This is a genomic window from Kitasatospora sp. McL0602 (assembly GCF_052076145.1).
GTDB lineage: Bacteria > Actinomycetota > Actinomycetes > Streptomycetales > Streptomycetaceae > Kitasatospora.
The window spans coordinates 3,652,778-3,667,970 of the sequence record NZ_CP197246.1; the positions used below are offsets into that span (position 1 = coordinate 3,652,778).

Sequence of the window (15,193 nt, forward strand, 5' to 3'; positions counted from 1 at the left end):
ACCCTGGCCCCGGCCGCCCGGGGTCGGGTGGGGGAAGCAGAGGACGATGAGCGAGGTCGAGGGCCACTCCCTGGCCAACGGGCGGTACGTGCTGCAGCACCTGCTCGGTCAGGGTGGGATGGCCTCCGTGCACCTGGCGTACGACACGGTGCTCGACCGGCAGGTCGCCGTGAAGACGTTGCACACCGAACTCGGCCGTGAGCAGTCCTTCCGCGAGCGGTTCCGCAGGGAGGCGCAGGCCGTCGCGCGGCTCCAGCACCCCAACATCGTCTCGGTCTTCGACAGCGGCGAGGACGTCGGGCCGGACGGCGTGACGGTGCCGTACATCGTCATGGAGTACGTCGAGGGCAAGGCCCTGCGCGAGCTGCTCAACGAGGCCGTCCGCAGCGGTGGCGGTGCGCTGCCCGCCGAGCAGGCGCTGCGGATCACCGCGGAGGTGCTCTCGGCGCTGGACGCCTCGCACGACCACGGCCTGGTGCACCGGGACATCAAGCCCGGCAACGTCATGGTGACGACCAAGGGCGTCGTGAAGGTGATGGACTTCGGTATCGCGCGGGCCCTCCAGTCGGGGGTGACCTCGATGACACAGACCGGCATGGTGGTCGGCACCCCGCAGTACCTCTCGCCGGAGCAGGCCCTCGGCAAGAGCGTGGACGCCCGCTCCGACCTGTACTCCGTCGGCTGCATGCTGTTCGAGCTGATCACCGGCGAGCTGCCGTTCGACGGGGACTCGCCGTTCTCGATCGCCTACAAGCACGTGCAGGAGGAGCCGCCCGCGCCCTCGGCCGTCAACCCGGCCGTGCAGCCCGGCGTGGACGCACTGGTCGCGCGGGCGATGCGGAAGGACCCGGCGCAGCGCTTCCCCACGGCGGAGGCGATGCGGCAGGAGGTCGAGCGGATCTCGCCCGGCACCGCGCCGACCGGCACCCCGCTGGTGGCCGCCGCTCCGCTGGTGATCGGCGAGGGCCCGCGCTCGGTGCACGCAGCCCCGTCGCTGACCGACTTCCCGCAGGTGCCCGGCGACTTCCGGGCCACGGCGGGCCGGCCGTTCCAGCCGTACCAGGCACCCACCCCGCCGCCGTACGGTCCGCAGACCCCGCCGCCGTACGCCCACCCGCAGGCCCAGCCCCACCCGCAGGCGCATCAGCAGACCCACCCTCAGCCCCACCCGCAGGCCTTCCCGCAGCAGTACGCGCCGCAGCAGTACACCCCGCCGCCCTACGCGACTCAGCCCGTGCCGCAGCCGCCGAAGCAGCGCAACAACGGGTGCCTGACGGCGTTGATCGTCTTCGGTGTGCTGGTCGGCCTGGTGGTGCTCGCCGGGCTGATCGTCGGGGCCGCCGCGTCCAAGAACCAGCACGGCCGGACAACTTCGAAGTACGGTGCGCTGCGCCCGGTCACCAGGTCGGCTGGTCCACGTTGAGTGCGCCGAAGCGGTAGCGTTCGGGGGACGGAACCGACAGGGCGACTTCGCACCGAGCGACAGCCCGGGGCGAGGAGCGATGGCAGACACACAGCGGCCGGGAGACGGCGAGGCGGAGCACGCCCAGGGCGGCGAGGTGGCTCGTGAGACGCCCAAGGCGTCCGACGAGACCGCCGCGACGACCGCGCTGCCCGCCGCCGCGCAGACTCCGGGGCGCGGCACCGCCGCCCCGCTGGGCACCGTCGGCGACGGCCGGTACCGCCTCACCCACCGGCTCGGCCGGGGCGGGATGGCGGAGGTCTTCGCAGCTCAGGACGTACGGCTGGCCCGTACGGTGGCCGTCAAGCTGCTCCGCTCGGAGCTGGCCCAGGACGATGTCGCGCGGCTCCGGTTCACCCGTGAGGCGCACTCCGTCGCGGGGCTCAACCATCACTCGATCGTCGCGGTCTACGACACCGGCGAGGAGCACCACGACGGCGAGTCGACGCCGTACATCGTGATGGAGCTGGTCGAGGGCCGGACGGTCCGCGAGCTGCTGGTGGACGAGTCGGCTCCGCCGGTCGATCAGGCGCTGATCATCACCGCCGGGGTGCTGGAGGCGCTCGCCTACAGCCACCGGCACGGGATCGTGCACCGGGACATCAAGCCCGCCAATGTGATCATCACAACTGGCGGCGCCGTCAAGGTGATGGACTTCGGCATCGCCCGCGCGCTCACCGGCGCGGCCAGCACCATGACGCAGACCGGCATGGTGATGGGCACCCCGCAGTACCTCTCACCGGAGCAGGCGCTCGGCAAGCCCGTCGACCACCGCTCGGACCTCTACGCGGCCGGCTGCATGCTCTACGAGCTGCTGACGCTGCGCCCGCCGTTCGTCGGCGACACCCCGCTCGCAGTGGTCTACCAGCACGTCCAGGACGCGCCGGTGGCGCCCTCGCAGGTCAACCCCCGCGTCCCGCACCAGCTGGACGAGCTGGTGCTGCGCTCGCTGGCGAAGAACCCGGACGACCGCTTCCAGAGCGCCGACGAGTTCCGCGCCCACCTGCAGCACGCGCTGCGGGAGATGCACGGCGCGGCCGGTGCCGGGTACGCGGCGGGTGCGGCGGCCGCTGCCGCCGCTGCGGCCGGGCTGGCGGCGGCGGGTGCGGGCACCGGCGGCCAGCCGGGCTACGAGGGCACCCCGAGCGGGTCCTCGGCGCTGACCACCCCGCTCGGCGCGGTGCCCGGTGCCGGCGCTGACCCGACGTCGGTGCTGCCGTACTCGGTGGGTTCGCCCTACAACACGCCCTCCGCGCCCTACGGCCCGCCGCCGGGTGGTGGCGGCGGTGGTGGCGGCTACGACGACCAGGGGCCCGAGCACCCGCGCCGGAGCCCGATGATCTGGATCGTCGGCGCGGTGCTGCTGGTGCTGGCCGGGACGGCCGGGATCGTGCTGGCCCTGAACAACAACGACACCGGCAAGCCCGGCACCCCGGTGGCGCCGCAGACCAGCACCTCCGTGTCGACCGAGCCGACGACCGAGGACACCACCCCCTCGCCCCAGCGCTCGACGGGCACCAACAGCCCGAGCACCGGCACGGGCACGGGCTCGAACTCCGGCAGCTACAGCACCCCGCCGCCGTCGACCCACAGCTCCACGCCCTCGCCGAGCAGCTCGCGCTCCGCCTCGGCCTCGCCGTCCCCGTCGGGTTCGCCCTCGGCCTCGGCCTCGCCGTCCAGCTCCCCGTCCGAGTCGTCCACGCCCAGCGAGCCGGTCTCCTCGCCGCCCCCGAGCAGTGCCTCGGCCCCGCCGCCCCCGCCGGTGACCCCCACCCCCGGCAAGACGGGCGGCGGCACGGTGCAGTAGGCCCGGCCAGGGCGTCAGTTGGTGAAGGCGTCCAGGACCTGCTCGTACTCCTCGCACCACCAGCCGAGCTGGGCGGCGGCGGCGGGGAAGAGCGGGTCTGCCCGGTGGTCGCCGCGCTGGTAGTGCCACTGGAGCATCCAGAGGTCGTTCAGGCGCTCCCACCAGACGCGGTGGGCGGCGGCCGCGAGGTCGGCGGCGCCGGCGGCCCCGGTGGCCCGGTAGGCCTGGGAGTAGCGGCGGACGCGGACGAGGTCCAGGGTGCCGGTCTCGCGGTCGTTGAAGATCAGCGTGGCGGCCCGGACGGCCTCCTCGGCACGCGGGCGGCGGCCGAGCTTGTCCCAGTCGAGCACGGCGGCGACGCGGGCGCCGTCGTAGAGCAGGTTGAGGCTGTGGAAGTCGCCGTGCGTCCAGCCGGTCGGCGGGGCGGCCTCGGGGGCCGGGCGGCGGTGCCGGTGGGCGGCGAGCAGGTCGAGCCGCTCGGTGAGGCGCCGTTCGGCCAGCGCGTCGAAGGGGTCGTACGCCGCGCGCGGGCGGGCCTGCGGCAGCAGGTCGGCGACCAGCAGGGCGGTCTCGTCCGGGTCGGCGCTCCGATGGCCCGCGGGTTGTGCGACAGGGGCGCAGACGCGCTCGAGTGCGCCGTGCAACCTGCCGAGCAGCTCGCCGAGCTCGCCGCACTGCTGCGCGCCCAGCCCGGTGCCGTGCCGGTGCCGCCCGTCGACCCAGGGGAAGAGCGCGAACCGCCGCCCGCCGTACGCCGTCACGGTGCGCCCCGCGCGGGCTGGCAGCGGCGGCGCGGTGGGCAGCCCGAGGGCGCGCAGGGCGGTGGTGGCCCGGTGCTGGGCGGTGATCGCGGGCCGGGAGGCGGTGGCCCGGTCGACGTAGCACTTGAGGAAGTACCGCCCGGTCTCCGTCGTGACGCGGTAACCCCGGTTGAGCAGCCCCTCCGAGACCGGGACGGCCTCGCGGGCCGTCCCGACCCGGTAGGCCCGCAGCACCCCCGCGACGGCGACCTTCGCGACCGGGGGGCTGAGGGTGCCGACCGGGGGTGCTGAGCTGTCCGGGCGGGCCGGGGCGCTCACGAAGAGCTGGCCGTACGTCGTCACGGAGCAGAGCGTAGTGGGCCACGGCATGGTGACTTGACAGAGTGTCAGCTGTCTGATCCGTGAACTCTCAGTGCTGGTGGTCGGCCTGGTGCCGGGCGACGTAGGCCGCCGCCTGGGTGCGCCGCTCCATGCCCATTTTGGCAAGAAGGCTGCTCACGTAGTTCTTCACGGTCTTCTCTGCCAGGTGAAGTTCGTTGCCGATCTGACGGTTCGTCATCCCCTCGCCGATCAGATCGAGGATGCGGCGCTCCTGCTTCGTCAACTGAGCGAGTCGTTCGTCCTCCTTCTCACCACCGTCGCGCAGCCGGGCGAGCACCCGGCTGGTGGCGACCGGGTCGAGCAGCGACTTGCCGGCCGCGACGTCACGCACGGCGGAGAGCAGGTCGGTGCCCCGGATCGCCTTCAGTACGTACCCGGAGGCTCCGGCCATGATGGCGTCGAAGAGCGCCTCGTCGTCCGAGAAGGAGGTCAGCATCAGGCACTTGATCTCGGGCCGTTGCGAGCGCACCTCGCGGCAGACCTCCACGCCGTTGCCGTCCGGCAGGCGGACGTCCAGCACGGCGACGTCCGGGTTGACGGCCGGGATGCGGGCCAGCGCCTCGGCGGCGGTGCCCGCCTCGCCGACGACCTCGATGTCGCCTTCCATCGAGAGGAGATCGTGGACGCCGCGCCGGACGACCTCATGATCATCGAGAAGGAATACCCTGATTTGCCCGTTTCCAGTCACGGCCAAATGGTCCCATACCGTCCCAACGAAGTCCGGTGAGCAGCGCCGGGCGGCCCGATGTCCAGCACATCCTGATCACGGAATTCGTTCGCAGTACCCCCTTACGCGGAGGGCTCTGCCCGGATAGCGTGCGCAGGTGTCCTGACGGCACCGTTCTGAGAGCTGCGCCACACCCGTGGTTCTCGGCCGTGAACAAGTAGGACGTCCTAGCGCAAGCGCGCCAAGGGGCGCCGCTGGGTAACGTTCTCGTGAGGGACGCCGTCGGAAAGGGAACACCACCTGCCCCGCAGTCGGCGCGCACACCCACGCGCGCTTGCAGGGGGGTGACCGGACCGGTCACCGGCGACCCCGGGCGGCCGGACAGACCGAGGAGTGAACGTGACCGTCAAAAGCACGGCGAGGGCGCGCAAGAAGGCTGCCCCCGGCGTCCCTGACAACCTTCGCGCGGGTACGGATGCCCCGGCGGAGCTCGTACAGCTGCTCACGCCGGAAGGCGAGCGCGTCGAGCACCCCGAGTTCCCGCTGGAGACGACGCCCGAGGAGTTGCTCGCGCTCTACCGCGACCTCGTGCTGGTCCGGCGCTTCGACGCCGAGGCCACCGCGCTCCAGCGCCAGGGCGAGCTGGGCCTGTGGGCCTCGCTGCTCGGTCAGGAGGCCGCACAGGTCGGCTCGGGCCGTGCGATGCGCGCCGCCGACTACGCCTTCCCGACCTACCGCGAGCACGGCGTGGCCTGGTGCCGCGACGTGGATCCGCTGAACCTGCTCGGCATGTTCCGTGGCGTGAACCACGGCGGGTGGGACCCGAACGAGAAGAACTTCCACCTCTACACCATCGTGATCGGCTCGCAGGCGCTGCACGCCACGGGCTACGCGATGGGCATCACCAAGGACGGTGCCGACGACGCGGTGATCGCGTACTTCGGCGACGGCGCCTCCAGCCAGGGCGACGTCAGCGAGGCGTTCACCTTCGCCGCGGTCTACAACGCGCCGGTGGTCTTCTTCTGCCAGAACAACCAGTGGGCGATCTCCGAGCCCACCACCAACCAGACCAAGATCCCGCTCTACCGCCGCGCCTCCGGCTTCGGCTTCCCGGGTGTCCGGGTGGACGGCAACGACGTGCTGGCCTGCCTCGCGGTGACCCGCTGGGCGCTCGACCACGCCCGCAACGGCAACGGCCCGGTGCTGATCGAGGCCTTCACCTACCGGATGGGTGCGCACACCACCTCCGACGACCCGACCCGCTACCGCGAGACGGAGGAGACCGAGTCCTGGAAGGCCAAGGACCCGATCTCCCGCCTGAAGGCGCTGCTGGAGAAGGAGGGCCTCGGCGACGAGGCGTACTTCGCCGGCATCGAGGCCGAGAGCGAGGCGCTGGGCCTGCGGGTCCGCGAGGGCGTGCGCAGCATGCCGGACCCGGACGCGACGCTGATCTTCGATCACGTGTACGCCGAGCCGCACGCGCTGGTGGACGAGGAGCGGGCCGAGTACGAGGCGTACACGGCGTCCTTCGAGGGCGGGGAGAACCTCTGATGGCCGGCCAGCTGAGCATCGCGAAGGCGCTCAACGACGCACTTCGCAAGTCGTTGGAGAACGATCCCAAGACCCTCCTCATGGGCGAGGACATCGGCAAGCTGGGCGGTGTCTTCCGGATCACCGACGGCCTGCAGAAGGACTTCGGCGAGGCCCGGGTGATCGACACCCCGCTCGCCGAGTCCGGCATCGTCGGCACCGCGATCGGCCTGGCGCTGCGCGGCTACCGCCCGGTGGTCGAGATCCAGTTCGACGGGTTCGTCTACCCGGCGTTCGACCAGATCGTCACCCAGCTCGCCAAGATGCACGCCCGCGCGCTGGGCCACGTCCGGCTGCCGATCACCATCCGTATCCCGTACGCGGGCGGCATCGGCGCGGTCGAGCACCACAGCGAGTCGCACGAGGCGTACTTCGCGCACACCGCCGGTCTGCGGGTGGTCACCCCCTCCAACGCGAACGACGCGCACTGGATGCTCCGGCAGTCCATCGCCTCGGACGACCCGGTGATCTTCCTGGAGCCGAAGCGCCGCTACTGGGACAAGAGCGAGGTCTCCGACGCCGCCGAGCTGCCGCTGCACTCCGCGCGGATCGTCCGGCCCGGCACCGACCTCACCCTGCTCGCCTACGGGCCGATGGTGAAGGTCTGTCAGGAAGTCGCCGCCGCGGCGGAGGAGGACGGCCGCCGCCTGGAGGTCGTCGACCTGCGCTCGCTCTCCCCGGTCGACTTCACCACGCTGGAGGAGTCGGTCAAGCGCACCGGCCGCGCCATCGTGGTGCACGAGGCGCCGGTCTTCATGGGCATGGGCGCCGAGCTCGCCGCCCGGCTCACCGAGCGCTGCTTCTACCACCTGGAGGCCCCCGTCCTGCGGGTCGGCGGCTACCACGCCCCGTACCCGCCGTCGCGGGTCGAGGATGCCTTCCTGCCGGACCTCGACCGTGTGCTCGACGCCGTCGACCGCGCGCTGGCGTTCTGAGAGCGGAGCGATCATGACCACCGAAGTTCGCTCGCTCCGCGAGTTCAAGATGCCGGACGTCGGCGAGGGCCTCACCGAGGCCGAGATCCTGACCTGGTACGTCAAGGTCGGTGACACCGTGACCGACGGCCAGGTCGTCTGCGAGGTCGAGACCGCCAAGGCCGCCGTCGAGCTGCCTATCCCGTTCAACGGGACGGTCGAGAGCCTGTTCTTCCCGGCCGGTACGACCGTCGACGTCGGCACCGCGATCATCGCGGTCGCGGTCGAGGGTGCGGCTCCGGCCGTCCCGGCGCCCGCCGCCCCGGCCGCCGTCGCACCCGCTGCGGCCGCCCCGGCCGCCGAGGCCGAGGCCGAGCCCGCGCGCCGTGAGGTGCTGGTCGGCTACGGGCCGCGTACCGGTGGCACCCAGCGCCGGGCCCGGCGGACTGCCGCTGCTCCGGCCGCGGTGGCTCCCGTTGTTGCGGCGCCTGTTGCGGTGGCTCCCGTTGCGGTGGCCCCGGTCGCCGTGGTGCCCGCGCAGGGGCAGGGCGAGCGTCCGCTGGCCAAGCCGCCGGTGCGCAAGCTCGCCAAGGACCTCGGGATCGACCTGTGGACGGTCACCCCGACCGGCCCCGACGGCGTGATCACCCGGGACGACGTGCACGCCGCAGCCGCCCCGGCTGCCGCTGCCGCCCCCGTCGAGGCCGCTCCGGCGGCCGTCGAGGCGGTGCCGGTGGCGAGCGGGCTCGCCGACGTCCGGGTGCCGGTCAAGGGCGTCCGGAAGGCGACGGCGCAGGCGATGGTCGCCTCGGCGTTCACCGCCCCGCACGTCACCGAGTTCGTGCAGGTCGACGTGACCCGCACGATGCGGCTCGTCCGCGAGCTGAAGGAGAACGGCGAGCTGGGCCAGGGCGTCCGCGTCAGCCCGCTGCTGCTGGTCGCCAAGGCGCTGCTGACGGCCGTCCGCCGCTACCCCGAGATCAACGCCAGCTGGGACGAGGCCGCCCAGGAGATCGTCATCAAGGGGCAGGTCAACCTCGGCATCGCCGCGGCCACCCCGCGCGGGCTGATCGTCCCGAACATCAAGGACGCCGGTTCGCAGACCCTCCCGCAGCTGGCCGTCTCGCTCGGCGACCTGATCGACACCGCCCGCCAGGGCAAGACCTCGCCCGCCGACATGTCGGGCGGCTCGATCACCATCACCAACGTCGGCGTCTTCGGCGTCGACACCGGCACCCCGATCCTCAACCCGGGCGAGGCGGCCATCCTCGCCTTCGGTGCCGTCCGCGACCTCCCGTGGGTCCACAAGGGCAAGGTGGTGCCCCGCCAGGTCACCACCCTCGCCCTCTCCTTCGACCACCGCCTGGTCGACGGCGAGCTCGGCTCCAAGGTGCTGGCCGACACGGCCGCGATCCTGGAGCGCCCGAAGCGCCTCATCACCTGGGGCTGACGGCACCACGCACGACAGGGCCCCGCGCCTCCCCTCCGGGAGGCGCGGGGCCCTGTCGCGTGTCCGGCCGGCGCGGCCCTAGCGGGCGTAGCGCCGCCGCACGGCGTAGAGCACTGCGGCGCCGGCCGCGAGGCAGGCCGCACCCGAGCCGAACAGCCACCCGGTCTGCGCGGCGGGCCCGGTCTGGGCGAGCGTGGCTGCGGCGGCGGTCTTGGGGGAAGGTGTGGCTGAGGCTGCGGCGGTGGGAGTGGTGATCACGGCGGCGGGTACGGCGGGCGCTGCCTTGGCGACCGGCGGGGTGGTAGCCGGTGCGGGGGCGGGCGCGGGGTGGTTGACGGCGAGGGTGCGGTGCTTGGGGACGTCCCCGGCGGTCGTGCCGGCGAGGACGTCGACCTTCTTGATCGCCTTCGCGGTGGCGGTCGTGAGCCCGAGCCGGAACATGTAGCGGCGGGCGTGGCCGTCCGCCAGCGGGGCCCTGAGGCTGCTGGTGTCGGCGACGAGTGTCGGGTCGCAGCTGTGGTGCATCGGCAGGTGCCGCCACGAGCCGTCCACCATCACGTCGACGTTCACCTCGGGGATCTGGAGGTTGACCAGGGTGTGGCCCGGCCCGGGGGTCGAGGCGAACACGGCGAACGTCGGGGCGAGCCGCTGGTACGCGGCGCCGGTGAAGTTGCCGATCTCGACGCCGATCTCGACCTGCCCGCCCGCCGTCAGCGAGGTCGGGAACTCCGGGACGAACGCACTCACCGGGTCCGTCGCGTGCCGGGGCTCGGGCGACTCCACGGCGGCGGGCGGCTGCTCGTCGCCGCAGGCGAAGGCGGTGCCGCCGGCCAGCAGCGGGAGGGCCACGCCCAGGGTGAGAGCGGCGGCCGAAGTGGCGACGAAACGGGAGATAACGGGCAGGCGCATGACGGAAGTCCCCCAAGGGCTGTGTGTGCTGACGACGAGTCAAGTCGAAGGTGGCCGGTGATCGCGTCCCCCCGGCGCTCGCCGGTCCCGCTTTCCGCACCCTTCACCCGTACAGACGCGCATCCGGCGCCGTGGTTGCAGGTGACCTTCAAGAAAGTTTTTCCGGGACGGCGGCGGGCCCCTTCGGGATACTGCTGCCGTGACAGACCACCAGACCGCGCCGCCCGTCGAGGCCGTGCCGGACACGCCCCCGTACCGCCCGTCGATACGCCGGGACGTCTCCGTACCCGCGCTGCTGGCCGGGGTGATCTGCATCGCCGTCGGCTTCTCCGGCCCGCTCGTCGTGGTGCTGGCCGCAGCCGCTGCCGGGCACCTGGACGCGGCCCACACCTCCTCCTGGATCTGGGCCGTCTCGATGGGCTGCGGGGTGACCTGCTTCGCGCTCAGCTGGCGCACCCGCACGCCGGTGATCGTTGCCTGGTCCACGCCGGGCGCCGCGCTGCTGGTGACCAGCCTGGGGGCGTACCCGTACCGGGAGGCGGTCGGCGCGTTCCTGCTCTGTGGGGTCGCCGTCACGGTGTTCGGGGTCACCGGTCTGTTCGGGCGGCTGATCCGGGCCATCCCGGCGGGGATCGTGAACGCGATGCTCGCCGGCATCCTGTTCTCCTTCGGGGTGGGCATCTTCTCCGCCCTGCACAGCGCGCCAGTGCTGGTGCTGGGCAGCTTCGCCGCCTTCCTGGCCGCCAAGCGCCTGCTGCCCCGGTACGCCGTGCCGCTCGCGCTGCTCACCGGCGCGGTGCTGGCCGCCGCCACCATCGGCCTGCCGCTGCACCTGGGCGGCGGCGGGCTCGTCCATCCCGTGCTGACCACGCCCGCCTTCTCCTGGCCCGCGACGGTCGGCCTGGCGCTCCCACTCACCCTCGTCGCGCTCGCCTCGCAGAACGCCCCCGGGCTCGGCGTGCTGCGGGCCTCCGGCTACCAGCCGGACGACCGGCTGCTCGTCACCGCGACCGGCGCCGTCTCCGTCCTGCTGGCGCCCTTCGGCTCGCCCGGCGTCAACCTGGCGGCGATCACCGCCGCGATCTGCACCAGCCCCGAGAGCCACCCCGACCCGCGCCGCCGCTACATCGCCGGGATGTCCACCGGCGTGCTCTACCTGGTCGTCGGCACCTTCGGCGGCGTCCTGGTCAGCCTCTTCACCGGCCTCCCGCCGGCCCTGATCGCGGTCATCGCCGGAGTCGCCCTGCTCGCCGCCCTGCAGAGCAGCCTGGCCGCCGCCGTCGCCGACGAGAGCGACCGCGACGGCGCCGTCGTGACCTTCCTCGCCACCGCCTCCGGCATGACCCTGCTCGGCATCGGCTCGGCGTTCTGGGGCCTGCTGCTGGGCCTCGCCACCCACTTCGTGCTGGGGCGGCGCAGGTAGCGGCGGCCGTCTACCGCCCTGGTTACGGGTGCTGCGCGCCAGTTGCGCCGGTTGGCCCGGGTAAATGGACCGGTCCGGCGAACCTCGGCGCGAACCGGCTGTCCCGGCGTGCGCCGGGGGTACGTCTTCGCGACCCCCCACCCGCGCGCCCGCCGGGTGACCGGAGCACCGAGGACGCACCCGCATGCCGTCTGGCAATCCTGGCCGTCTCGTCCGGAGTCTGGCCGCGCTCGTGCTGCTGTCGGCCGCCGTACTGCCCGCCGCGCTGGAGCTGGTGGCGCCGTCGCCGTTCGGTGTGATCGGCGCGCCCGCCCCCGGCCCGGACCGCGCCGTGCCGCCGCACACCGCCACCCACGCCGACCTGCGCGCGGCGGGCACCGCCCCGACCACCGACATAAGGCGCACCGGCGAGCCCGCGAACCGGATCACCCTGGTGCTGCTCGGCGACGGCTACACCGCCGACCAGCAGAACGTCTTCCGCGACCAGGCGGACCGCGCCTGGCGCGCGCTGATGGACATCGAGCCCTTCCGCAGCTACCAGGGCTTCTTCAACATAAGGCGGGTCGAGGTGGTCTCCCCGGTCTCCGGCATCGCCGAGACGGAGAACCACAGCCGCAAGCTCGGCACCCCCCTGGGCATGCACTTCTGGTGCGAGGGCACCGCCCGGCTGCTCTGCGCGGACGAGTCCGCGACCGCCCGGTACGCGGGGGAGGGCGAGGGCCCGCAGTACCTGATCGCGCTCGCCAACTCCACCGAGTACGGCGGCGCGGGCGGCACCGGGGTCACCACCCTGGCAGGCGGCAGCCCGGACGCCGGGCGGATCATCCAGCACGAGATAGGGCACACCGTCGGTGATCTCGGCGACGAGTACGACAGCGCCCCCGAGGACGCCGACTACCCGAACCTCGCCACCGTCGGCGCCGAGGAGATGAGCCGGACCCACGTCAAGTGGTGGCGCTGGCTCGGCGCCCAGTCGCCGGACGGGGCCGGGACGGTCGGGGCGTACCGCAGCGCCAACGGCGTCTACCGCCCGACGGCCGACTCCGTCATGCGCACCCTCGGCGGCACGTACAACCTGCCCTCGCGGGAGGCGATCATCGAGCAGATCTATCGCCGGGTGAGCCCGATGGACCCGCCCGTCCCCGCCCCCGGCGACCTGACCGGGCGGCCCCGGCTCCAGGTCAGGCCGGTGGCCCTGACCGGCGGCCGGCAGCTCCAGGTCGACTGGCGGGTCAACGGCGTCTCCGTCGAGCCGCAGGCGGTGGACCGCACCTGGCTCGACACCTCCGGGCTGCCGCCGCGCACCGGCACCCTGACCGTCACCGCGACCGTCCGGGACACCACCGACTGGGTCCGCGACGAGGCGTTCCGGGACGCCCGGATGACCCGGACGGTGACCTGGACCCTGCGGGGCTGAGGCCGGATTCGTTCCCTCCGGGATGATCATCCGATCAGGTAGTTACGCTGTCCGGGTGACCGTGGACCCGCTCAGCCCCGCCCGCGCAGGCTCCGTCCCGGGCCCCCGGCCGCCCCTCACCACCGGACCGCTCGCCGGGCTGCCCGGGTCCCCGCCCGGCGGGCGGGCCGCCTGGTTCGCCTGGTCGATCGGCGTCAGCGTCTACGTCCTCGCCGTCCTGCACCGCACCAGCCTCGGCGTTGCCGGGCTGGACGCCGCACAGCGCTTCGGCATCAACGCCTCCGCGCTCTCCACCTTCTCGATCCTCCAGGTGCTGGTCTACGCGGCCATGCAGATCCCGGTCGGCCTGCTCGTCGACCGCTTCGGCCCCCGACGGGTCCTGCTGGCAGGCGTCGTCCTGCTCAGCGCCGGCCAGCTGGCCTTCGCCTTCAGCACCTCCTTCGGCCCCGCACTCGCCTCCCGCGCGGTGCTCGGCTGCGGCGACGCCATGACCTTCATCAGCGTCCTGCGGATCTCCGCCCGCTGGTTCCCCGCCGCCAAGAACGCCCTGGTCGCCCAGCTCACCGGCCTGATGGGCACCTGCGGCAACCTCGTCACCACCGTGGTCGTCGCCCAGGCCCTGCACAGCGCCGGCTGGACCACCACCTTCACCACCATCTCGGTGCTCGGCGCCGGGGTCTTCGCCCTCGTCGCCCTGCTGCTCCGCGAGACCCCGCCCGGCGCCGGGCCCGCGCCCGTGCCCGTGTCCGCTGTGGTCCGGCGGGTGCCCGTACGGACCCAGATCCGCGACTGCTGGCGCGAGCCCGGCACCCGGCTCGGCCTCGCCATCCACTTCACCACCCAGTTCCCCGGCAACGCCTTCGCGATGCTCTGGGGCCTCCCGTACCTGGTCGAGGGCCAGGGCATGAGCCGCGCCGAGGCCGGCGGCCTGCTCACCCTGCTCGTCCTCAGCAACATGGCCTTCGGGCTGCTCTTCGGCCGCCTCCTGCTGCGCTCCGCCCGCGCCCGGATGCCGATCGCCTACACCGTCATCGCCACCACCGGCACCCTCTGGGCCGTCGTCCTCGCCTGGCCCTCCGGCCACCCGCCGCTCTGGCTGCTCGTCCTGCTGCTCCTCGTCATGGGCAGCAACGGCCCCGCCTCCCTGGTCGGCCTCGATTTCGCCCGCTCCCACAACCCGCTCGAACGCCTCGGCACCGCCTCCGGCATCGCCAACATGGGCGGATTCATCGGCACGATGATCACCCTGCTCGGCGTCGGCCTCCTCCTCGACACCCTCGCCGGCCCCGGCGGCTACACGGCGGAGACGTACCGCTGGGCGTTCTGCTGGCTGTACGTGCCGATGGCGGGCGGGCTGCTGGCGATCGTCCGCCTGCGGCGGAAGCTCGCGCGGGCATAGGGCTTGTGAGCTGCAGTGATGTGGATAGCCTTACCGATATGCAGGCAATTCGGGCCATGAAAAAGCCGTAACCCTCGCTCAAAGCAAGGGTTACGGCGGTTGCTGCTACTCGGGCTGCTGCCCCATCTTCCGCAGCAGGTCGGCGAGGTCCTGGGCGGTGGCGCGGACGCGGTTCGAGCTGACGTCCCACTCGAGCAGCCCGCCAGCCGGGGACGGCTCCGGCGCGGCCGGGGGACGGGCCAGGCGGCGGATCAGGTCGACCAGCTTCAGGCGCGCGCAGCGGGGCAGCGCCGTGCCGCCCCTGATCCCGACCCGCTCGACGCTCGGGCACTGGAAGTACGCCCCGAAGGGCGGCCCGCTGTCCTCGTCCCGGCTCGGCACCCGGAACTCCATCTCGCCGTGACGGCAGTGCACCGTCCCGTCCGAGCGGACGTGCACCCCGGGCCCGCCGTCACCCTGCTGGATCTCGGCGAGGATCTGCACCTGCTGGCCGATCGCCTCCGAGAGGGTCTCGGCCATCCGCTGCTGCTGCTTCGGCACGTCGGTGTCGCCTCGCCGGATGGAGGGGAGCAACTCCTCGGTGACCCAGCGCTGGAACGGCAGCGCCGTCGGCTTGTTCGACCGCATGATCAGCGTGTAGAGCCCGCTCTCGCTGACCACGTTGGTCATCGGGTTGCCCCGCTCGTAGGGTTTCCCACCTGCGGAGGAGTCCTTAGCCTTACCAAAAGTAAGGGTGACCGCGCGGAGGTTCACGACCCGGGACTGGCCCGGGTCGACGATGCTCTTCGTTCGGGTGGGGTTCTCCCGCCCCAGGATCTTGCACACGTCGGCGATGACGAACCACGGCTCGTCGTTGATCATCACCACCCTGATCGGCTGCCCCGTGACGGGGAAGCTCGACCGCATCATCACCATCTCGTCCCGGTCGTCCTGCTCGTCCATGACGTCCTCCTTCGTTCGACCCGGCTCTCGGGCTGCCCGGGACAACGAGGCCGAACGGGTGACGTACCGGT

11 protein-coding genes and 1 pseudogene are annotated in these 15,193 nt (G+C 72.8%); 8 read left to right on the forward strand and 4 right to left on the reverse strand.

The window, feature by feature from the left end; all coding sequences use genetic code 11:
• Positions 1–46: 46 nt before the first annotated feature.
• Together ACR68M_RS16575 and ACR68M_RS16580 are read left to right on the forward strand one after the other, a co-directional pair.
• Positions 47–1,333: pseudogene (locus ACR68M_RS16575) on the forward strand (protein kinase domain-containing protein); the annotation flags it as partial.
• A gap of 169 nt (positions 1,334–1,502) precedes the next feature.
• Complete coding sequence (locus ACR68M_RS16580) at positions 1,503–3,269, forward strand: protein kinase domain-containing protein (protein WP_441251278.1); 1,767 nt, start codon at positions 1,503–1,505, stop codon at positions 3,267–3,269.
• A gap of 14 nt (positions 3,270–3,283) precedes the next feature.
• Here the strand turns inward: ACR68M_RS16580 and ACR68M_RS16585 are convergent, their stop codons facing one another.
• Together ACR68M_RS16585 and ACR68M_RS16590 are read right to left on the reverse strand one after the other, a co-directional pair.
• On the reverse strand, positions 3,284–4,372 hold the full coding sequence (locus tag ACR68M_RS16585) for a phosphotransferase (protein ID WP_441251279.1): 1,089 nt from the start codon (positions 4,370–4,372) through the stop codon (positions 3,284–3,286).
• Positions 4,373–4,439: 67 nt separating this feature from the next.
• Positions 4,440–5,099: a response regulator gene (locus ACR68M_RS16590; RefSeq protein ID WP_441251280.1), complete on the reverse strand. Its 660-nt coding sequence runs from the start codon at positions 5,097–5,099 to the stop codon at positions 4,440–4,442.
• A 378-nt stretch (positions 5,100–5,477) separates the two neighbouring features.
• Here ACR68M_RS16590 and pdhA point away from each other — a divergent pair, with 378 nt between their 5' ends.
• Genes pdhA through ACR68M_RS16605 form a run of 3 tightly spaced genes read left to right on the forward strand, consistent with a single transcriptional unit; the run spans position 5,478 to position 9,032 of the window.
• Complete coding sequence (pdhA, locus tag ACR68M_RS16595) at positions 5,478–6,629, forward strand: pyruvate dehydrogenase (acetyl-transferring) E1 component subunit alpha (RefSeq protein WP_441251281.1); 1,152 nt, start codon at positions 5,478–5,480, stop codon at positions 6,627–6,629.
• Positions 6,629–7,603 carry an alpha-ketoacid dehydrogenase subunit beta gene (locus ACR68M_RS16600; protein WP_441251282.1) on the forward strand — a complete coding sequence of 325 codons (975 nt, stop codon included), beginning with the start codon at positions 6,629–6,631 and terminating at the stop codon, positions 7,601–7,603. The genes pdhA and ACR68M_RS16600 overlap by 1 nt, the downstream gene beginning before the upstream one ends.
• A 13-nt stretch (positions 7,604–7,616) precedes the next feature.
• Complete coding sequence (locus tag ACR68M_RS16605) at positions 7,617–9,032, forward strand: dihydrolipoamide acetyltransferase family protein (RefSeq protein WP_441251283.1); 1,416 nt, start codon at positions 7,617–7,619, stop codon at positions 9,030–9,032.
• A 78-nt stretch (positions 9,033–9,110) separates the two neighbouring features.
• Here ACR68M_RS16605 and ACR68M_RS16610 read toward each other — a convergent pair whose 3' ends face one another.
• Positions 9,111–9,941 carry an LPXTG cell wall anchor domain-containing protein gene (locus ACR68M_RS16610; RefSeq protein ID WP_441251284.1) on the reverse strand — a complete coding sequence of 277 codons (831 nt, stop codon included), beginning with the start codon at positions 9,939–9,941 and terminating at the stop codon, positions 9,111–9,113.
• 199 nt (positions 9,942–10,140) lie between these two features.
• On the opposite strand from ACR68M_RS16610, the gene ACR68M_RS16615 reads away from it, so the two are divergent.
• From ACR68M_RS16615 to ACR68M_RS16625, 3 genes are all read left to right on the forward strand, one after another.
• A complete protein-coding gene (locus ACR68M_RS16615) occupies positions 10,141–11,364 on the forward strand; it encodes a benzoate/H(+) symporter BenE family transporter (protein ID WP_441251285.1) in 1,224 nt (407 codons plus the stop codon).
• Between the two features lie 184 nt (positions 11,365–11,548).
• Positions 11,549–12,781 (forward strand): M64 family metallopeptidase, encoded by a 1,233-nt coding sequence (locus ACR68M_RS16620; protein ID WP_441251286.1) that lies wholly within the window; start codon positions 11,549–11,551, stop codon positions 12,779–12,781.
• Between the two features lie 61 nt (positions 12,782–12,842).
• Positions 12,843–14,180 (forward strand): MFS transporter, encoded by a 1,338-nt coding sequence (locus ACR68M_RS16625; protein WP_441251633.1) that lies wholly within the window; start codon positions 12,843–12,845, stop codon positions 14,178–14,180.
• A 105-nt stretch (positions 14,181–14,285) separates the two neighbouring features.
• Here the strand turns inward: ACR68M_RS16625 and ACR68M_RS16630 are convergent, their stop codons facing one another.
• Positions 14,286–15,122, reverse strand: coding sequence for a BRO-N domain-containing protein (locus ACR68M_RS16630; protein ID WP_441251287.1), 837 nt, complete (start codon positions 15,120–15,122; stop codon positions 14,286–14,288).
• Positions 15,123–15,193: the final 71 nt, after the last annotated feature.